This is a genomic window from Streptomyces vilmorinianum (assembly GCF_005517195.1).
Taxonomy (GTDB): domain Bacteria; phylum Actinomycetota; class Actinomycetes; order Streptomycetales; family Streptomycetaceae; genus Streptomyces; species Streptomyces vilmorinianum.
Genome location: NZ_CP040244.1, coordinates 4231512 through 4250446 on the forward strand (window position 1 = coordinate 4231512; position 18935 = coordinate 4250446).

The 18935-nt window shown below is 70.0% G+C and carries 20 protein-coding genes; 7 read left to right on the plus strand and 13 right to left on the minus strand.

Features of this window, described 5'->3' with window-relative positions; all coding sequences use genetic code 11:
• Window positions 1-32 precede the first annotated feature (32 nt).
• From FDM97_RS19785 to FDM97_RS19815, 7 genes are all read right to left on the minus strand, one after another.
• The gene (locus FDM97_RS19785; RefSeq protein WP_254705680.1) at window positions 33-1094 is read right to left on the minus strand and encodes a tryptophan dimethylallyltransferase family protein; all 1062 of its coding nucleotides are present in this window, start codon (window positions 1092-1094) and stop codon (window positions 33-35) included.
• A 272-nt stretch (window positions 1095-1366) separates the two neighbouring features.
• On the minus strand, window positions 1367-2719 hold the full coding sequence (locus tag FDM97_RS19790; RefSeq protein WP_137991713.1) for a cytochrome P450: 1353 nt from the start codon (window positions 2717-2719) through the stop codon (window positions 1367-1369).
• A gap of 8 nt (window positions 2720-2727) precedes the next feature.
• A complete protein-coding gene (locus FDM97_RS19795; RefSeq protein WP_137991714.1) occupies window positions 2728-3321 on the minus strand; it encodes a GTP-binding protein in 594 nt (197 codons plus the stop codon).
• Window positions 3296-3673 (minus strand): DUF742 domain-containing protein, encoded by a 378-nt coding sequence (locus tag FDM97_RS19800; protein ID WP_137991715.1) that lies wholly within the window; start codon window positions 3671-3673, stop codon window positions 3296-3298. Before FDM97_RS19800 ends, FDM97_RS19795 begins: the two co-directional genes overlap by 26 nt.
• Window positions 3670-4071, minus strand: coding sequence for a roadblock/LC7 domain-containing protein (locus FDM97_RS19805; RefSeq protein ID WP_137991716.1), 402 nt, complete (start codon window positions 4069-4071; stop codon window positions 3670-3672). Before FDM97_RS19805 ends, FDM97_RS19800 begins: the two co-directional genes overlap by 4 nt.
• The gene (locus FDM97_RS19810) at window positions 4068-5246 is read right to left on the minus strand and encodes an ATP-binding protein (RefSeq protein WP_137991717.1); all 1179 of its coding nucleotides are present in this window, start codon (window positions 5244-5246) and stop codon (window positions 4068-4070) included. Before FDM97_RS19810 ends, FDM97_RS19805 begins: the two co-directional genes overlap by 4 nt.
• Window positions 5247-5966: 720 nt before the next feature.
• Window positions 5967-6770 carry a hypothetical protein gene (locus FDM97_RS19815; RefSeq protein WP_254706008.1) on the minus strand — a complete coding sequence of 268 codons (804 nt, stop codon included), beginning with the start codon at window positions 6768-6770 and terminating at the stop codon, window positions 5967-5969.
• A 396-nt stretch (window positions 6771-7166) separates the two neighbouring features.
• On the opposite strand from FDM97_RS19815, the gene FDM97_RS19825 reads away from it, so the two are divergent.
• Window positions 7167-7835, plus strand: a complete 669-nt coding sequence (locus tag FDM97_RS19825) for a DUF4097 family beta strand repeat-containing protein (protein ID WP_137991718.1) — start codon at window positions 7167-7169, stop codon at window positions 7833-7835.
• A gap of 133 nt (window positions 7836-7968) precedes the next feature.
• Here FDM97_RS19825 and FDM97_RS19830 read toward each other — a convergent pair whose 3' ends face one another.
• The 3 genes from FDM97_RS19830 to FDM97_RS19840 form a co-directional block, all read right to left on the minus strand.
• On the minus strand, window positions 7969-8442 hold the full coding sequence (locus FDM97_RS19830; protein ID WP_175439172.1) for a hypothetical protein: 474 nt from the start codon (window positions 8440-8442) through the stop codon (window positions 7969-7971).
• A gap of 136 nt (window positions 8443-8578) precedes the next feature.
• Complete coding sequence (locus FDM97_RS19835; protein ID WP_137991719.1) at window positions 8579-8947, minus strand: dihydrofolate reductase family protein; 369 nt, start codon at window positions 8945-8947, stop codon at window positions 8579-8581.
• Between the two features lie 131 nt (window positions 8948-9078).
• Window positions 9079-10980: an FHA domain-containing protein gene (locus FDM97_RS19840; protein ID WP_137991720.1), complete on the minus strand. Its 1902-nt coding sequence runs from the start codon at window positions 10978-10980 to the stop codon at window positions 9079-9081.
• A 428-nt stretch (window positions 10981-11408) separates the two neighbouring features.
• Between FDM97_RS19840 and FDM97_RS19845 the strand changes: the two genes are divergently transcribed.
• The 4 genes from FDM97_RS19845 to FDM97_RS19860 all read left to right on the plus strand — a co-directional run bounded on the left by FDM97_RS19845 (window position 11409) and on the right by FDM97_RS19860 (window position 14807).
• Window positions 11409-11705 carry a hypothetical protein gene (locus tag FDM97_RS19845; protein WP_137991721.1) on the plus strand — a complete coding sequence of 99 codons (297 nt, stop codon included), beginning with the start codon at window positions 11409-11411 and terminating at the stop codon, window positions 11703-11705.
• Window positions 11702-12322 (plus strand): RNA polymerase sigma factor, encoded by a 621-nt coding sequence (locus FDM97_RS19850; RefSeq protein WP_137991722.1) that lies wholly within the window; start codon window positions 11702-11704, stop codon window positions 12320-12322. Before FDM97_RS19845 ends, FDM97_RS19850 begins: the two co-directional genes overlap by 4 nt.
• Before the next feature lie 49 nt (window positions 12323-12371).
• The gene (locus tag FDM97_RS19855; protein WP_137991723.1) at window positions 12372-14012 is read left to right on the plus strand and encodes an IclR family transcriptional regulator domain-containing protein; all 1641 of its coding nucleotides are present in this window, start codon (window positions 12372-12374) and stop codon (window positions 14010-14012) included.
• Window positions 14013-14339: 327 nt separating this feature from the next.
• Window positions 14340-14807, plus strand: a complete 468-nt coding sequence (locus tag FDM97_RS19860) for a DUF5709 domain-containing protein (protein ID WP_137991724.1) — start codon at window positions 14340-14342, stop codon at window positions 14805-14807.
• Between the two features lie 57 nt (window positions 14808-14864).
• Here the strand turns inward: FDM97_RS19860 and FDM97_RS19865 are convergent, their stop codons facing one another.
• Window positions 14865-15197, minus strand: a complete 333-nt coding sequence (locus FDM97_RS19865; RefSeq protein WP_137991725.1) for a DUF3140 domain-containing protein — start codon at window positions 15195-15197, stop codon at window positions 14865-14867.
• A 113-nt stretch (window positions 15198-15310) separates the two neighbouring features.
• Complete coding sequence (locus FDM97_RS19870) at window positions 15311-16513, minus strand: erythromycin esterase family protein (RefSeq protein ID WP_137991726.1); 1203 nt, start codon at window positions 16511-16513, stop codon at window positions 15311-15313.
• 58 nt (window positions 16514-16571) lie between these two features.
• Between FDM97_RS19870 and FDM97_RS19875 the strand changes: the two genes are divergently transcribed.
• The gene (locus FDM97_RS19875; protein ID WP_137991727.1) at window positions 16572-17363 is read left to right on the plus strand and encodes a TioE family transcriptional regulator; all 792 of its coding nucleotides are present in this window, start codon (window positions 16572-16574) and stop codon (window positions 17361-17363) included.
• Between the two features lie 88 nt (window positions 17364-17451).
• On the opposite strand, the gene FDM97_RS19880 is transcribed toward FDM97_RS19875, so the two are convergent.
• Window positions 17452-18129, minus strand: coding sequence for a phosphoribosyltransferase (locus FDM97_RS19880; protein ID WP_137991728.1), 678 nt, complete (start codon window positions 18127-18129; stop codon window positions 17452-17454).
• Window positions 18130-18369: 240 nt separating this feature from the next.
• Here FDM97_RS19880 and FDM97_RS19885 point away from each other — a divergent pair, with 240 nt between their 5' ends.
• A complete protein-coding gene (locus tag FDM97_RS19885) occupies window positions 18370-18780 on the plus strand; it encodes a four-helix bundle copper-binding protein (protein WP_137991729.1) in 411 nt (136 codons plus the stop codon).
• Window positions 18781-18935: the final 155 nt, after the last annotated feature.

Below are 18935 nucleotides of genomic sequence, written 5' to 3' on the forward strand. Positions count from 1 at the left end.
CCTCGGGGAGCTTCGCCGGGCGGTGGATCGTCTCAGTGGACGACTTCGGCCTGCGGGAACGGTACGGGTACGGCCACGGGGACCGGCGGCCTGACCTCGTACGCCTCCGAGGAGATGTACGCGTTCATCCGGGGCGGCTTGCCCTGCTGGTGGACGAGTCCCAGGTACGCGATGAGCCCCACGCCGTCCTGGAGCCGGCGCGAGGTGACGGCGGACAGGGCCCGCACGAGCGGGGCGGGGTCCATGCCGTGACGGCGGAGCACGGCCACCGCCCGGTCGAGGGCCTCCCGGTCGTCGCGGGCGTAGTCGCGGACCGGGATGTGCAGGGTGAAGCCGCTGGGCAGGCCGGTCCGGCTCTCGGTGAAGGCGTGGCAGGTCAGGCCCGGCCGCCGGTCGAGCGGTACGTCCCGGTGGTCGAAGCCGTCGGCGTCGACTCCGCGTCCGGCCGCCGTGCGGAAGAACCGCTTGATCTCCTTCCGCCCCGGGCCGCCGTCCACGCGGGACAGGCCGGCCGCCTCCGCCGCCGACAGGTCATGGTGCGCGAGGTAGACCTTCACCCGGGGTTCTTCCCAGTCACCCAGATCCAGGGCGAAGAAGAGATGGCGATCGCCCTCGGGCAGCGCCGCGAACGCCTGGCGGTGGCCGAGCCGGCGCAGTGCCTCACGCACCGTCTCGGCGGAACGTTCCTGCCCGGACGCCGCGGGGTTCAGGTACACCTTGGCCTTGGGGACCCCGCCGGGGAGCAGCTCCAGCGCGCACCAGAGCGCCAGCGGGCCCTTGGGCTCGGGAGGGAAGAACAGGTCCTCGAGCTCGTCCAGCCGCTTGGTGTCGAATCCCCATCGCCGCGCCATCTCGCGGACGACCCGCAGTCCGACGCGCCCGTTCTCCGCCAGGCCGCCGGCGCCGTACCCGGGCTCCAGCAGCACCCGCAGCGTCGGGTCTGCGTCCGGTACGAAGGCGAGCGAGAACTCCACGGGCGTGTGGTCGTCGGAGAGAAAGGATTCCTCTGGCGGCAGATCGAGCGACCGCTCGGCGGCGGGGCCCAGCGCGGTGAGCAGCGTCTGTGCGTACACCGCGGAGTCGGCCCCGCTCAACCCTACGGCCTCGCACAGCCGTAGGACCTGTCTCGCCGCGTGACCGCCGAGTGTCTCCGTACTGCGCCTGAGCGCCCAAGAAGATACCCGCCCTGATGGGCGGGTATCGAGGGGCCCGAGATCGACGGGACCTTGCATGAAACCGGCGTCGGTGGATATGTGCTCCACGACACCTCCTTCGCCTCATAAGCACGCCAGAACAACGCGGTGCTCACTACCCCCGTAGCGGATCATTCATGCGGTGGCGAGAAAGCGAAGGGGAGTTGCGTCCATCACTTCGCCAGCCAGGTGAGGAACTGGCTCCACATTCCGCCGCGTTCGCGCTTGCGGCCCGCCTCGGAAGCCTGCGGTCGCGTCGGCTCCTCGGGACGTGCCTGCGTGTCGGTCCTGCGCGTCGCGGTCTCGGCCGGGGTGAACCGGGCGGGCAGCGTGGCAAGGCCCCGGTTGAACGGGCCCGGCCGCCAGACGAGACTGTCCTCGGGCACGGACAGTTCGACATCGGGGAGCTCGTTGAGCAGGTTCTCGATGGCGGTGACGGTGATCTGCCGGGCGGGCTCCTTCGACGGGCAGGCGTGCGGGCCCGCGCTCCACGCCAGATGGGACCGGTTGCTGCCGGCCTGGCGTGCGGCGGACAGCTTCGGCCCCGTGTTGGCGGCCGCGAAGCTGACCAGCATGAGATCGCCCGCCCGGAACTTCTGCCCGGCGAACTCCATGTCGGCGGCCGGGTAGTGCGCCGCGTAGTTGGCCATGGGCGGGTTGTCCCACAGGGTGTCGTCGATGGCCTCGTCGATCAGGCCGCCCCCGTCGGCGTACCGGTCGTGGGTGAGCAGCCGGTGCAGGGTGTTGCCGATGAGGTTGCCCAGCGGATCGGTGCCCGCGCCCAGGAGCAGGGCGACCTGATGGACCATCTCCTCGTCGGTCAGCCTCGCCTGATGCTGCATCAGCCAGGAGGTGACGTCCTCGCCCGGCCTGGCACGCTTGAGCGCCACCAGCTCGCCGACGGCGCCGAACAGGACCTCGACCGCCCGCTCGGCGTTGATGCCGTCGAACATGCCGGTGATGCCGAACAGCACGCGGTCACCGATGTCGGCGGGACAGCCGAAGAGTTCGTTGAACACGAAGAGCGGCAGCTGCCTGGCGTAGTCACCGAGCAGATCGGCGGAGCCACGTGTGCCGAACTGGGAGATGAGGTACTCGGAGACCTGCTCCGTGGTCCGGGTCAGCTTGCGCGCGTCGACGCGGGCCATGCTGTCCGTGATCGCCTGCCGCAGCCGCAGGTGCTCGGCCCCGTCGCTGAACATGCTGTTGGGCCGGTACGCGAGCGCGGGCACGACGGGGTTGTCCGGGCTGATCAGGCCCTCGTTGAGGTCCCGCCAGCGGCGCGCGTCCTTGCGGAACGAGCCGGAGTCCTGGAGCAGTTGCAGCGCCGTCGCGTAGTCGGTCACAAGGGTGGCGTCCACCCCCGGAGCGAGCTCCACGGGTGCGGTCGGTCCGAAGTGGCGCAGATAGGAGTAGTACGCCTGCGGATCGGCCGCGAACTCCGGCCCGTACAGCGGCACCCGGCCGCCGGCACTGTGGGCGGGGCACCCGGGCGGGGGCACGGGGGTGGTGGGTTGAGCTTCCATGTCTGTTCCTAGTGGGCGCGGTCCAGCAAGTAGCGGACGAGTGTGATCAGTGCATCGGCAGACGACTTCTCGTCGCGCGCGTCGCAGGTGACGACCGGGGTGTCGTCGAGCAGGTCCAGCGCCTCGCGCAGCGCTCGTTGCTCGCGATCGGGCGTGCCGTCGAAGCGGTTGACGGCGATCGCGTAGTCGAGCCCGTACTGCTCGATCAGGTCGATCACCCCGAAGGAGTCCGCGAGCCGCTCGGGGTCGACCAGCACCAGCGCGCCGAGCGCGCCGCGCGCCATGTCCTCCCACATCTGCACGAAGCGCTGCTGACCGGGGGTTCCGAACAGGTACAGCACGACGCGGTCGCTGATGGTCAGACGGCCGAAGTCCATGGCCACCGTGGTGGTGGTCTTGCCCCGGACCCCCTTGAGGTCGTCGAACGACTCGCCGGCGCGGGTCATCGTCTCCTCGGTGGACAGCGGAGGGATCTCCGATATCGCACCGATGAAGGTGGTCTTGCCCACCGCGAAGTGACCGACGACGAGGATCTTCACGGCGGTCTGCGTCGCCCCGCCACGGACGTACGCCTGCTCATCCAAACTTGGTGCGGAGTCCATGCAGCACCTCCTCGAGGATCTGTTTGTCCGCCAGCGAGGCACGCTGCACGGGAGGCCGGGTGATGAGGTAGCCGCCCTCGGTGAGGGCGGAGAGGAGGATCTTCACCACACCCATGGGCAGCCGTGTGTGCCCCGCGATCTCGGCGACGGAGAGATAGCCGGCCGTACACAGGTCCAGCAGGCTCTGCTCCTCGGGAGAGAGCCTGGTCGGACGCTGCTGGTCGTCACCCGCCGCCGTGACCAGGGTGATCAGGGACAGCTGCGCCTCGTCGGGCAGGCCGCGCCCCTTGGTGATGACGTACGGACGCACTAATTCCGCGGCCTCGGGCTCCAGTTCCTCGAAACCGCTCATGAGCGGGCGCCTAGGTTCTCACGCGGCGGCGTCGTCAGGACCTTGCCCAGCTGGCCGACGAGCTGCTGCATCCGGAAGGTGATGTCCTGCATGTCGACGTCCGGCGAGGCCGAGACGCCGAGGTACGCGCCCTCCCCCGCGGAGATCAGGAAGACCCAGCCGCCGTCGAACTCGACCAGCGTCTGCCGCCACTGCAGGTGACCCCCCTGGACGAAGAACCCGAGCGAGCGGCTGAGCGACTGCACGCCGCTCATCGCGGCGGCGACAGTGTCCGCGTTGTCCTTGTCGAAGTCCTTCGTCCGGGCCATCAGCAGACCGTCGGCGGAGATCAGGACCGCGTGCAGCGCCCCGGGTATCTCCAAGGCGCTGTCAAGCATCCATGACAGATCGTCGTTCACGAGACCTCATGCCCTTCACTGCTCGCATCACGTGTGCTGCTCGTCTGATCCGCCGCGTCCGAAGGCGTGGCCCGTCCGGACTGCGTGCCTCGCTGGAAGGCCCCCATGATCGCCGCGGTTTCCGCACCGGAGCGGGTGGAAGCGGGCGTGCGCGCGGCCGACGTGCCGCCGGGAACGATGGCCATCGGCCGCTTGCGACGGCGCCTCGGGAGACCGTCGGCGGTCGAGGACGTGGCCACGGCGGGTTCGGGGCCGCCGCTCGGGTCCGTCGCGGAGGCGGCGGGGACGGCCGGCGTCGGCGCCTTCTGCTCCGGCATGCCGGTGAGCAGCTCGTGCGGCAGAAGGAGAACCGCGCGGACGCCGCCGTACGGCGAGTCGGAATCCACCGACACCTCGAAGCCGAAGCGCTCGCAGAGCACGCCGATCACCGCGAAGCCGAACTGCGGCGGGCTGCCGAGTCCGGAGACACCGGTGACCCGCTCGGTGGAGAGGAGTTTGGCGGCCTTGGCCCTCTCCTCGTCGTTCATACCGACACCGGCGTCGTCGACGACGATGCACACGCCCTTGGGAACGGTACGAATATTGATTTCGACCACGGTGTCCGGGCTGGAATAACTGGTGGCATTGTCGAGCAGCTCGGCGAGAGCCAGCGCCACCGGTTCCACGGCCCGGTTGGTGATACCGAAGTCGACCTGCGAGAGGATCTCCACTCGCCGGAAGTGACGGATCCTGCCCTGTGCGCTGCGGACCACGTCATAGACGGAGGCGACCTCGCGCGACCGCCCCAGCCAGCCGTCACACAGCACGGCGATGGACTGGGCGCGCCGTCCGAACTGCGAGTTGGTGTGGTCGATCTCCAGGAGGTCCTGGAGAATCACCGACTCGCCGTACTTGTTCTGCAGCCCCGAGATGACCAACTGCTGCTCGGCCGCAAGACCTTGAAGTGTCCGCATCGCGGACTTGAGGACCGTCTTCGTCGCGTCCTGGGCGCGTTCCTTCTCCGCCTCGACGGATTTCGCGTAGCTGTTCTCCAGCTCGGAGTAGTGGGCCCTGAGCCCTTCGATCTCCCGCTGTAAGGTCCGTGCCGCCCTGCGCTGGCGGACGATGACGGCGACTGCGCCGAGGACGGCGACGAGCAGGGCCCAAGTCACTGGGTTCTGTATGTAATACGTCATAAGACTCTCTTCAGGCGACTGACGGCCAGCTGCCGAATTCCGTCAATGCAGGCGGACCGGCGGACCGTCCGTGCCGGGGTTACCGCCCGGATGTCCCCCGTGGTCGGAGATGTCGTCTTCCACCCATCCGCCGCTCCGTAAGCGCGATGATCGTATCACTGGGGCACGAACACATGACTGATCGTCAATATAGGGATTTCTGGTGGAAATTGGCCCACTCGGCCCCTCTTCACTGGAGGCGACCGAAGCGGTGGGTACGCCTCCGACCGGGCTCGCACCCGGCGCGGCAAGGTATCCGAAACGGGGACTTGTACGGCTTTCTCGGCGCGATGCCGGCCGACCGATGCGGCCTCGCCGACGCCAAGCCGCACGTCGGAGGCGTCGACTCGCCCTGACGGCGCAGCTGGCTGCGCAGGGGCGGGAGTTCGCGAAGTCTGTCAGGTGGCGTGGAACACAGTCCGGCGTCGCGACGTGCTCCAGCGGACCCTCGCGGTCTGGAACGGGTGCGTCCGAAACGGGACTTGATCACGTGGGCGGCGGCGCCGGCGGCGCTACTCCCCTCGGCCAGGGAATTGAGCATGGACGGCGACCAAGGCTCGCCGAGGACGGTCGATGGATGAACTCCTTTATTTCCGGCGCCAGTCGGGGAGAATTCCTGGCCTCGCGCTGGGAAGTGTTGTGTTTCTCTTTGCACGCGGGGAGTTCGGCCGAACGCAGCGATCAGGTGATGCGGCGGTGTTCACATGACGCGCGACATCCGGACGTTGTCGTACTTCGGGTTCGGCTCTTCGCACACTGCCCCGGCCAGCGCGGGTCCCCTGATCTCTCCTGAGCATCCGTGTGACGGGTAGCCAGGAACGTTGCGGACCTTGCAGTACACACAAACCAGCCGGTACTCGCCCGGCCCCAGGCTCCGCCACCGTACGGCAGCATCCTCTCCTCGCCGCAGACCGGGCACTGCGCCTGTGGGCGTACCAGCACCCTGGGTTCCGTGAAGGCATGCGGCAGCCGCCGGTCGCTGATCGCCCGCCGGGGCAGGGTCAGCCCGTAGTGCTCGCCCATGAGCCGATACACGTCAGGCATCGTCACACCGGCGGAGGCGTCGTCCCTGTGCGCGCGGTCGGAGAGCTCGACGAATCCGCCATCGGCGACCAAGCGGCGAGTGAGTGGGTGATCCGTGTCGTTGGTCGTGTACTCGCAGAACATCCCATCGTGTCGCCCGTCCACGCTGACGCGGATGACCGGCGGGTCCATGCTGTTGTCCAGGACACTCACGACCGTGCGCTCGGACCAGAGGTCCCTGCCCGTGGCGAGCCGGTCGTCTCGGTCGCGGACCTCGGGCGACTCGATCGCGAACGCCCAGCCGTTGCCGGCTTCGCCCAACATCGCACAGTCGGGCAGGGGCATGGGACCGGGCCCACGGGAAAGCTCCAGCATGTGGTGGGCGGTGTACGGGTCCGTGACGGTGCCTGACCGCGCACCCAGGAGGACGGCCAGTTCCTCGTGACTGACGCCCTTCACCATCAACAGAGAGAAGCCGCGGGCGATTACGCCGGGCCGGCCTGGAAGCGCTGGACGAGTTCCGAGGCGGTGAGGCTGCCGGCGTTGGTGCGCGGCGTTGCGCGCGGCGTTCGGTGGCGCGGTGGGCCAGATGGGCGTGGTAGGCGGTGGGGCCGCCATGGCGCACCTCGGACGGTCGAGGCATCCGGCGGTCCGCGTAGCGCGCCTCACCATAGCGTTCACCTCCAACCTGTTGCAACGAACCGAGTGAGTGCTGTTGCGTTAGCCTCGAAACCGTTGCAACGATTTCCCCGTATCTACCTGCAATGATGGCAATCATGCGCAACGAGTATGTTGCTCGATCCTTGAACGCAACGTAGCTTTTCCTTCATCGGAAACGACGAGCTCAAGGAGAGCGCGATGCAGAAGTTCACCACCCCCGCCCCGATCACCGCCGTCCTGGACATCCCCGCCGGGCACATCCGGTTCATCGCCGCCGACCGGGCCGACACCGCCGTCGAGGTCCTGCCCGCCGACGCTTCCAAGAGCCGCGATGTGAAGGCCGCCGAGCAGATCGAGATCGCCTACGCCGACGGTGTGCTGCGCGTCGAGGCCCCGGCGGCGAAGAACCGGATCCTGGGCCACCCCGGATCGGTCGAGGTGACCGTCCAGCTGCCCGCCGGCTCCCACGTCGAGGCCAAGGCCGCCGCCGCCGAACTGCGCGGCGTCGGACGCCTCGGCGACGTCACCTTCGACGGCGCACAGGCCACGGTCAAGCTCGACGAGACCGCGAACGCCCACCTCACCCTCCAGGCCGGTGACATCGCGGTCGGCCGCCTGAACGGCCCGGGCCGGATCAGCACCCAAAAGGGCGACCTCCACATCACCGAGGCCGTGCACGGCACCCTCACGCTGGCCACCGAGCACGGCGAGATCACGGTCGGCGCCGCCCGCGGCGTCTGCGCGGCCCTGGACGCCGGCACCGCCTACGGCCGCATCAGCAACACGCTCAAGAACACCGACGGCACCGCCGAACTCCACATCCACGCCACCACCGCCTACGGCAACATCACCGCCCGCAGCCTCTGACCCGAAGCCTCTGACCCGAAGCCTCCAAGGCAGCGGCGGGACCAGAAAGCCGACCGTGTGCAGACGGACGCGGCACATGTCGCGCACGCAGCACCCCGAGCCTGCCCAACGGCCGCCGCCGACGCGGCGGCCGTCATCCACGCCCGCTACGGGGCCGCCGTCCGAGGCCACCGCCGCCGCCTGGATCCACCCGGCCGTCGACGATCGGCGCCAGATCGTCTACAAGACGTCGTCGGATGAACGGCGCCGTGCTGAGGACGAGCAGGGCGAAAGCGGTGAGCCGTTGCAGTCCTGGCTGGGCAGGGAGGCTGCTGTGCTGGATGCCGTAGATCGCGTACCAGTTGGCGGCGATGTCGGTCGCCATGACGGCGCAGGCGAGGTCCATGCCTTGGCGCTTGCCCCCGATGAGAAGCGCGGCTGCGACCGTGTCGAAGAGGGCGAGTGAGGACCAGTAGAGGTTGAGCCAGCTGGGTGCCCAGTCGTAGGGGTTCAGGCCGTGGCGAAGGAGGTCGGCGATGTGGGAGACGGCGCCGACGAACAGCAGGTCGGCGGCGATCGCCAGGGTCAGGGCCACTGCCCATCGCGGGGTGTGGCTCATCCATCCCATCACGTCGCGTTCCTCCCCTTCCGGGTGCGGGCCGGAGTGTGGTCGCGATCCCGGCGAAAGAGAGTAAGCGCTTCGCCCTGCGCTCGTAGCACCATCCGTGAACCACCAGGTCGTCATCGGCTGTTTCTGCCGTACGTCATGCTGCTCGGTCCGGTTCGACGGCGTACTGGACGAGTACGAGCCCGGAGCCGTCCCACGTGCGCGTGTCGAGGCGCCGCAAGGAGACAGGTGGGCGGGTCTCGAAGGCGGGGGTGCCGTCGCCCAGCACGCGGGCGCCGATCTTCAGGTGGAGCTCGTCGACGAGGCCGTGGGCGAGCAGGTCGTTCCACAGGGTGTGGCTGCCGAACACGATGATGTCGCGACCGGGCCCGCGCTTGAGTTCGGCGATCTGCTCGTGCGCGTCGGCTCGGCGGATGATGCGGGTGTTCTGCCAGGGCGACGCCGGGTCGGGCGTGAGGCTGTCGGAGACGATCAGCTTGCGCATCGTCGACACCTCTTCGGGCATGCGTCTCGGGCGTTCGGCCGTCCAGGGCGGACCACACCCCCGGGACAAAGCTATCGCCGACACGTCTCGGAATCGCTCGCGACGCACGGCGGCTGTCCCCTCACGGCGAGGGGACAGCCGCGCTTCCGTGATCACGACGCCGCGGGGGTCTTCCTCGTGGCGGTCGTGGCCGGTGAGTCCTGCTGGTAGAAGATGTCGATGTCCACCTCTTCACCGCCGACGATCAGGGTGTCCCACGCCCCGCTCTCCCACAGCGTGCGCAGGGTCGAGGAGTTGAGCGTCTCCAGGTGGTCCCGGAGAGTCGAGTCGTCAGGCATGCCGGGGACGCGTGACGCCAGCCGGTCGCGGATCGACCGCAGTCGTTCCATGAGGGCGTCGATGTCCGCGTTCCTGTCGAGGTCCTTCCCTTCCCACTCCTCGATGCTCTGGGCGATCTTCTCCTTGATCGGGCGGCTGACGCCGTTCTCGTCGGTGGTGATCATCGTGTTCCAGGCGCGGCTCTTGTGCCGGTACTGGAGCATGGACATCGCCGCTTCGTGGCGGGCGAAGTCGGCGTCGCGGAACGGCCTGCCGTTCCAGGCGCCGTTGAGGGACCGGGCCAGCGAGATGGCGGAGCCCAGGCCGCTGTTGAGTCCTCGGCCCGGCCAGAAGTGGATGGCGTTGGCGGCGTCGCCGAGCAGGAAGCCGTACGTCCCCGGGGAGGTCGACGTGGCCGAGTGGAGACGGGTGGTGAACCTGGGCCGCTGCACCATGTCGAGCCGGAAGGCGGTGACGGCGCTCAGGTCCTTCTCGGCGACACCGAACAGCGCCAGCCCCTCCAGCACCCGCTTCCACAGGGCCGAACCCCTGACCATCGCGGGCAGGAAGAGCGTGCTGTGCGTCGAGCACTGGAAGTCACCGTGGTCGTCCCGCCCCATGACGCACGGGCGTGAGGCGATGCACTCCTCGAATACATGCCGGACCGGATCGATGCCGACCACTTCCGCGGCCTCGGCGTCGGTGAGCCGCATGTTCAGGAATCCTTCGCCGCGAAGGGCGTTGAGGAGGAAGCGGTTCTGGGCCACGGTCAGCAGGACCGTCATGGGGTCCGTCAGAGTCGACTTGACGCGCAGGCCCAGGACGACGTCCTGAATGTGCCGGCCTTGCAGCGAGTAGATGGACTTGTCGGCGTTTCCGAACTTGTCGGCGAAATACTCTCGCGTTCGGGAGCGACCGCCCTCGCAAATGGCGAGTACGTGATCCTTGGTCTCGGCTTTCTGGTGCTCGGCCGGGTCGAAATTGGCGGGGACCAGCCGGATGCGGTCCGGCTTTTCGTTGGCCAATTCGAGGAGCGTGTCCTCGATGTAGGCGATGCGGAGGTTCCTCGGGTTGTAGCCACGGATCGAGTCGGGGCCGACCGGCCACATCTCGGAGTACGCGTCGCCGCGGAACAACCGGCCCTGCACTTCCTCGGGGAGGTTCAGGTACTGGCGGCTCTGCACCGTGACGACCTGCTGCCGGCGTACGTTGCCCTCGCTTTCGCTCTTCCAGACGACCTTCGCCCCGTCCTGCGCCCAGCGACCGTCGTACACGGTGATGGCGACGCGATGCCCCATGAGGTGTTCGAGGAGCAGAGCGAAACTGAGGCCGACGGGACCACCGCCCGAGACCGTGACGTTCAGTACCGGCCCTGCCGCCAGGGTCGCCTGGGAGGAGGGGGCGAGCGGCCGCAGCACGGAGAGGTCGAGGATGGTCTCCATCGCGTCGGCCGCTTCGAAACGGAACGTCTCGGTTCCGATCTCGATGAGATCTCCGGGCTGCAGCTCGTGCGAGGTCACACGCTCCCCGTTGACCCGCGTTCCATTACTGCTGCCACTGTCGTACAGCACGAATCCGTGGCCCTCGCGGCGCACTTCGGCGTGAAAGCGTGAGACGTTCCCGCCGACTATCACTATGCTGTTGTCGCCGTTGCGACCCAGGGTTACCGGTGTGGTGCCGATCGGGAACTGCTGTCCAGCCAGAGAGCCTTGATGGCCAACGAGCCGAGGAGGCATGGGTCACCCAATTCCATAAGTCACGGATCCGATGACGAATTGCGAAACCGGTAACCAGACAGCAGCACCCTGCATCACACACCGCGAGTCGACCGGCACGCAGAGCAATCTTAATCCGGCCACGAGGCCGATGAGAAGCCATACGGACTGACTGATCATCACACGGTGGCCATTCCGTGAAGATGTAACAGCAGAGGCCCGATGGGGGGCTGCTGAGTCGGATGTGAACCATGCGGCGGGAATGGCCTCGTGTGAGACGCGGCCCGCGTGGGTCTCCGCCGCAGCGATCTCCGCCCGGGGTGCGTCTGGTTGCGCGCACGGACGTGGCGGTACGGAAGAAAGTCACGCGGCGACGTTAAGAACTCCGTCTCCCGGCCCCTATGAGAGGTGTAAGCATCGTCCACACCCAAGTCTGAGGTACCGACGAGATGTTCCTGCTCGACTACCTGCCCCCGCTGCTCGCGGTGGGGCTTCATCTGTTCAACGCCTTGCCCGGGACCCTGCGGCTCCGTGTCCTGAGGCCGCGCGCGGCGGTGAAGACCGCGGCTCCCGCTCCGTCCGTGGGCGCCGAGGAGGCGAGCGCCATGGCCAGGGTGATCCTTCGGGAGATGCGCCCGGGGATCGCCGCGTACCACCGGACTCCCGACGGAGGAGGCCTGTTGGTGTGGTGGATCGAGCCCGGGCCGGCCCCGCACGGCGCAGGGGACGGCTACCGACTGTGGTGAACGGCTCATCCCGCCGCGCCCCGGAGGCCGAGGATCCGTTCAGTTCCCGCGGCGAGGACGGACGCACCCTGCACGCGGAGATCCGCGGCAAGGTCTTCCACTCGCTGCGGACCTTCCGGGACCTCGGCGACACCGACCGGTACGAGATCACGGACGCGGCCATCCTCACCGCCTACCGCGCGGGAAGGCTCGACCCCGCCCACCAGCCGGTCGCGTACGTGAAGAAGATCGCTCACCGGCAGGCACGCGCCTACCTGGCCGCGCGCAGCAAGGAAGACCTGACCGGTGACTTCGTCGAGACCTGGGGCGACCTGGCGGGCGAGGACGGCATGGACTGCGACGGCCTGGAGCCCGGGGACCGGACGCGCGAGGACCGCGAGGTCTGGGAGATCGTCGACAACGCGATCCGGCGAATATCCGCCCCGCAGTGCCGCGCGGTGATGGAACGCCAGAGCCAGGGCCAGGACGACGACACCATCGCGACCGGACTCGGCACCAGCAAGAACACGGTCTACCAGCAGCGCAGCCGTGGGCTCGGCGCGATCGAGACAGAGCTGAAGGACTACATCCGGCCCGCACACAAGCCGCCAACGCCGGCCAAGCAAGGTGAGCAGTGATGAACCACCACACGGCAATCGGAGGACGCGTCATCAAGGAGGAGCGGTCATGACCGGCGACAGCGAGGCCTTCCAGCACCTCACCGTGCCGGCTGCGCCGGCCGACCACTGGGACCGCCCCGACGGCGCCTGGCCGGGACGGCCGCCGCAGGGCACCCGCACCGCCGAACGGTTCGCCGAGGACCGTCAGGCCGCCAACAGCGCCTACGTCATGGGCTCGCGTGCCTTGCGGCGAGGAGACCTCCCGCGCGCGAGGACCTGGTTCGCCGTCGCCTGTGGCCAGCGGCACCCCGGGGCGGCGTTCCGCGCCGCGGTGCTCGCGCTGCGCGCCTCCCGTGGCCCGTACCCCGCCCATACGGCGGTCCTGACGGCCTTGTGCCGGGCGGCCGCATGGGGGCACGGCGACGCCCCGCTCCTGATCGCACCGTTCCTGCGCGAGCCGGAGCTGGAAGGCCTCCTGGGCGCGCTACGGACCGAGCTCGCGGCCGTGTCCGCGCCCTCGGCCGTGTCCGCGCCGTCGGCCGGAGAACACGAGCCGGAGGATGGCGAGTTCTACGAGGAACTGCTGGCGTACTGCACGCGCGTGAAGCTCCCGCTGGCGAGGGCGCAGGGCGGATCGGGTGGGGCGACGCCGGCTGGGGACACCCGCGGCGTCGAGGCGGCGGAGGTGCCGACGCCGGCCGCGCCGGCCGACACGGACGAGGGCCTGAAGCCCGCGGCCGCGCGCGCCGGGTCCGCGTCCCGTCCGTGGTCGGTCTGGGAGCCTGGCGCCGGCCGCAGGCCGGTCGGCCGGCCGGAGGCGGGAAGCGAGGTGGAGTCCTCGCTGCGCGTCCTGGACGTGCTCTACCTGGTACGGGAAGCCGGCTCCCCCGTGACCACGGACGATGTCGCCCGCACCGCCCGCAGCACTCCCGCGCAGGCCGCCGAGCTGATGGCCTGGCTCGCGGACAACAGCCTCACCCGCGCCCTGCCCGACGGTACTCACACGACCGGCCCGCTCCTGGAATCCATCGCCCGCGGGGAGGACGTCCTGCAGCACGTCCTCAACCGGCTGCGGGACGACACCGGCGCCGCCGTGTACGTCAGCGCCTACACCGACGGCGAAGTCAGCATCCCCTACTCGGCCTTCGGCCCCGACATCCCCAAGGTCACCGAGCACGCGCCGTTCCGCGAGGCCGCTCACGCCAGCGCCGTCGGCAAGAGCCTCCTCGCCCAGCTCACCCACGAAGCCCGCATGGACCACCTCTCGCGCTGGCGACCCGTCCCCCTCACAGAGAGGACCATCACCAACCACAAGGCGCTCTTCCACTCCCTCGACCGCCACGGCTCCGAAGGGGCCCACTTCGACCTCCTCGAATACTCCGACGCCGAAGTGTGCGCCGCGATCTCCGTACCGCTGCCCGGCCGGCCGCATTGCATCGCGCTCTCCCTGCCCATCGCTCAGCGTCACCGTCTCATCGACGCCGCCGACATACTCAGCAACCGGTCCACCGGGCTGCTTCTGGCCCTCATCCTCGCCACACTCCCCCGGCAACCCGCCGTCGCACCGTCGGCCACCGCCGCCGAAGGCGGGGCGGGGTTGCACGACCGCTCGACCAGCAGCCTGTACGTTCCGCGACCGACGCTGTGCCTGCCGCCCTCACTCGACCCGGCTCCGCCGGGCCGGCTCGTGATCGTCCAGGGCTTCTGACCTTCGCCCCGACGCCGACCCGGGCCACCAGGCACGGCCCGGGTCAGGCTCATGGGGCGGCTCGGACGGGCAGGCGCTCCCGCGGGAGGCGGGGTGTCTGCCCTGCGCCCGAGTGGGTAGGCGCAGGCCGGGTGACAATGAGGGAGGACCCGATGGCCACGCAGGATCGCGGAAGCAGTAGCTCCGGACAGCCGACTCGGGCGGAGAAGGGCACGCCCCCGGAGCTCCCGTCGATCCGCCGCCCTACGGCGACAGCGGAGGCGAAGGCGAACGGAGCTGACACCCAGGTCCAGGGGAAGCGCCCGTAGGTCTGAAGGGAGCCCGCTCATGTCCGAGAACCAGCCCGCCTCCCGCGGAGACGATGTCTACCAGCCCGAGCACACGGACGGTGCCAACCGTCCGAGTGGCGAGCTCGACCCGGACAACGCGCTCGATACGGAACCCACGGACGACCTGAGTCAGCCCGGGTACTCGCCGCCAGACCGGCCGCAGGCCGTCACCCGGCACGGCACGACCCTCCGGGAAGGGCGCGAGGGCGAGTCGCTCGACGCGCGCCTCGCCCAGGAGCTCCCCGATGTCACGCCCCCGCCGGGCGACGACATCGGTGATCTGGCGAACGGCGAGGGCGAGCCGGTCGACCCCGAGTCGGGCGCTTCCCGAGCGGGCCGTCTCACCCAGCCGACCGGAGGCGGCCCCGCCACCCTCGTGGCGCGGGATGTCGGCCCGGACGACGGCGTGGCATCGGCCGAGGAAGCCGCCGTGCACGAGGACACCGGTATCGACGGCGCCGGCTGAAGACGAACGGTCGGACCGGTGAAGCCGACGGTCAGACCAGACCGGTGCAGCCGACAGTCAGACCGGCTTGAGCGGGTCGTGGCCCAGGCTCATCAGCCGGTGTCTCCACGCGGCGTCGCCCGCCTTGGTGTCGAGTCCGGCGACACGCTGCCCCCGCACGGTGTCCACGACCTCACGCATGACGCGCACGTCCTCGTCGGTCAGGTCTCCCGGCCGCTTGCCGAGGATGTCGGCCACGCGACGGCCTGTCTCCGTGCCGGCCGCGTCGGGGACCACCTCGGCCGCCTCGGTGGCGGACGAGGTGCGAAGCCACTCCCGTAGCTCCCTCGACGTCATGTTCACGACCCGGTGGAACTCGTCCCACAGCTCCTGGGGAACGTCGCCGGCCATGGTCGTTCTCCTCCCGTCCCATTCGCTCACGCGGCGCGTGCCCGAGTCCGAGTCCCGCAAACGGGCGCCGGCGCCGGACCGGCGGAGTGTGCGCCCTGGTCGGCCGTCGGGGCCTAGCCGCGCCGGGCGTCCTTGACGAACACGATCCCGTCGTTGCCGGCCAGGTGCGCGGGGTCCAGCGGGGAGTAGCCGTACCAGGGGGACACGCGGGGGGCGGGCGTCGCGTCGGCGAGTGCGGCGGCCAGTCGGCGGGCGTCGACGAGGTAACGCTGCCGCGGGAGCGCGTACAGCAGGCCCTCGACGGTGTCCGGGGGCGGGGCGTCCACCCCCTGGTGGGGGATCGTGCCGAGGGCCGTGGCGAGGAAGGCGTACCCCTCGCCCATGCGGGCGCTGACGATCGAGCCGGCGCTCCACCATTCCACCGGCAGGCCGCCCATCCGCATCGTGCTCTTGTTCCGCTGGAGGTGGCCGTTGTGGGCGTTCACCAGCGTCGGGCTCCGCTCGGCGACGGCGAGCAGGTTGGCGGCCATCATCGAGTCCCGCAGGGCCAGCAGCCGCGCCATGCGGGCGGGTGACGTGTCGGCCATCGAGAAGTGGTAGCGCAGCAGGCCGAGGGCGGTGCGCCCGTACAGGCGGGCCCGGTCCCAGGCGTCCCGCGAGGTCGCCGCGACCAGGTGCGGCGTCTGCGCGTCGAGCAGCGCCACCAGATCATCGGCGAGCAGCCGCAACTCCCCGGCCTCGGCCGACTGCCCCACGGACTGGGACGGGTCCCTCATCGCGGCGGGATCGGTCCACCGGTCGTCGGCGCCGAGCAGACGGTCGAGCGTTTCCGCGGTGCAGGGAAGCAGGTCGGCGTCACCCCAGGCGGTGAGGTAGGCGTGGAGCGCGGTGAGGGCCTGTCGGGGGCTCGCGGCGCCGGTGATCTCCAGCGGGCCGTCGAACCCGGCGAACCGCAGCCGCTCGGGCCCGGGTCGGCCGTCGTTGTACGCGCGCATCCAGCGCACCAGCTCGCGATTGCCGGCGAAGGCGCCCCACCCGTGGCTGAAGCCGCGCTCCATGACCTCGTCGAGGGTGCCCGTGCCCGAGGTGACGTAGTCGTCCACGACCAGGCCCATCAGGCAGTCGCTCTCGATGGCGATCGTCCGGTAGCCCTCCTGCTCGACGAGTTGCCGGAAGATCTCGTTCCGCGTGTCGAGCAGAACGTCCTCGCCATGGGTGGGCTCGCCCAGGGCGAGCAGCCGCGGCCTGGCCGGGAGCAACCCCATGACGGCAGCAGGGTCGACGACTTGGGCGGCGTCTGTGATATCAGCAGTCATACCTTCAACGGTATCGTTGAACCAACGGTGGAAACTTTTCGTCGATATCGGCAGGACAGTGAGCCAAAACTTTCAAAGCGGTGGCCGACTCAGGCCGGTCGACCTGGCGCGCCGGCACGGTCTGTCCACGCAGGCGATCCGCAACTACGAGGCGGCCGGGATCCTTCCGGCCGCTGAGCGCAGCCCGCATGGCTACCGCGCCTACACACCGCTGCACGCGCAAGCCCTGCGCGCGTTCCTCGCGCTCGTGCCCGGACACGGCCACCAGGCGGCCACGGCGATCATGCAGGCGGTCAACCGGGACGCCATCGAGGACGCGCTTCGGCTCATCGACGAAAGCCACGTCCAGCTTCTCGACGACCGCCGCACCCTCCAGGCCGTCGAAGGCGCGTTGCGCGAGCTCGATCCCGTACCGCAGGAACGCGGCGACACGTTCGTCGGCCCCCTGGCGCGAAGGCTCGGCATCCGCCCGGCCACTCTGCGCACATGGGAACGCGCCGGCCTGGTCCAGCCGCGCCGCGACCCGCGGACGGGCTACCGGGTCTACGGCCCGGCCGACGTACGCGACGCCCTCCTGGCCCACCAGCTCAGACGGGGCGGCTACCTGCTCGAACAGGTCGCCCCGCTGATCGCCCAGGTCCGTTCGGCCGGGGGCGTCGCGCCGCTCGAGGCGACGCTGCGCGACTGGCACGCCCGCCTCTCGGCCCGAAGCCGCGCCATGCTCACCGGCGCCGCCGCGCTGGACGCCTACCTCGACTGCCGGCCGGCCGCGCTGAGAGGCGGGCCGAGCGCCGGCATCACCGGCTCGTCGGCCACGGATCCGGTTGAGCCACCCGCTGGCTCCCTCTGATCGTCGCCACCTCTCCCACGGCCCCTCCCACAGCCCCCTCCCGCGGTCCCCTCCCGGGCCCGTACCGATCACCGGCACCGTCATACCGTCACGGAGACAAGCTCGACTTCGGGACCTGGCCCAGGCCGGGGCTGCGCAGCGTGGAGATCACCTCGTCGTCGGAGACCTGCGCGAACTCCTCGTACCACTCCCCCACGGACCGGAACGAGCTCGGCCGGTGGAGGCATACGACGTCGTCGGCGTCCTCCTTGATCGTCTCCGCGGCCTCCGGGGCGCAGACCGGCACGGCGAGGACCAGACGGGCCGGGCGACCGGTACGCAGACGGCGCAGCGCGGCACGCGCGGTGACGCCGGTGGCGAGCCCGTCGTCGATCAGGATCACGGTCCTGCCCTCGACATCGGGCGCGGGGCGTCCACGGCGGTACAGGTCTTCGCGGCGGTGCAGTTCGGCCCTCTCCCGGGCCACGTCGGCGGCGAGGTCGTCCTCGGTCAGGCCGAGCATGTGGAGGGCCTGCGTGTCGTAGACCGGGGGATCCTCGCCCGCGATCGCGCCGATACCCACTTCCGGACTGCCGGGCGCGCCGATCTTGCGGGCCACGATGACGTCCAGTGGCACCCTGAGCGCCCGGGCGACCTCCGCCGCGACGGGCACCCCGCCGCGCGGCAGTGCCAGGACGAGGGCGTTCGTGAGGTCGCCGTCGGCCGCCCATTCGACGAGCCGGGCGGCGAGTTCCTCGCCCGCCTGACGATGGTCGTAGAAACGCATCGGTAGTCCTCCTCGGAAACGGGCTGCGGACCGGTGGGCCGCCGCCTCGGGCTCACGTGTCCCTCGGAGTGCGGGTATCCCTCACAGCACTCGGTATGCACATCGCGCCTCCCGGGAGTGCTCCCCGCCGGGCATGACCGCGGTGGGAGGGGTTAGCTGGACGTGTACCGGGGTCTTCCGCGGCTTGCTCACGACACGGCTGACCGGTCCGCCGACCCCACGGCATCAGGAGGCATCGCGATGACCAGCACCGTCAAGGACATGCTCGCCACCTACCCGGCCGATCTCGGCGCCGTGGACCGCGACAAGCTCACGCGGTGCATCGAGGAATGCGTCGCCTGCGCCCAGGCGTGTACCGCGTGTGCGGACGCCTGTCTGTCCGAGGGCATGGTCGGCGACCTGACCAAGTGCATCCGCACCGACATGGACTGCGCCGACATCTGCACCACCACGGCCGCGGTCCTCTCCCGGCACACCGGGTACGACGCCAACATCACCCGCGCCATGCTTCAGGCGTGCGCCGTGGCCTGCAGGGCGTGCGGCGACGAATGCGCCTCGCACGCGGACATGCACGACCACTGCCGCCTCTGCGCCGAGGCCTGCCGCTCCTGCGAGCAGGCGTGCGACGAGCTGCTCGGCGCCCTCGGCTGACCCGCGCGAAGGGGTACGGAAACGGGCTCGCTGCCCAGCGGGGCAGCGGGCCCGCTCGCGCGGGCGTCGGGCTCGGTGCCGCAACAGGCCCTCGTCGACGGGCCGTTTCCCGGCTGACGGGCCGGCAGACGGGTCGGCTGACGGGCCGGCAGATC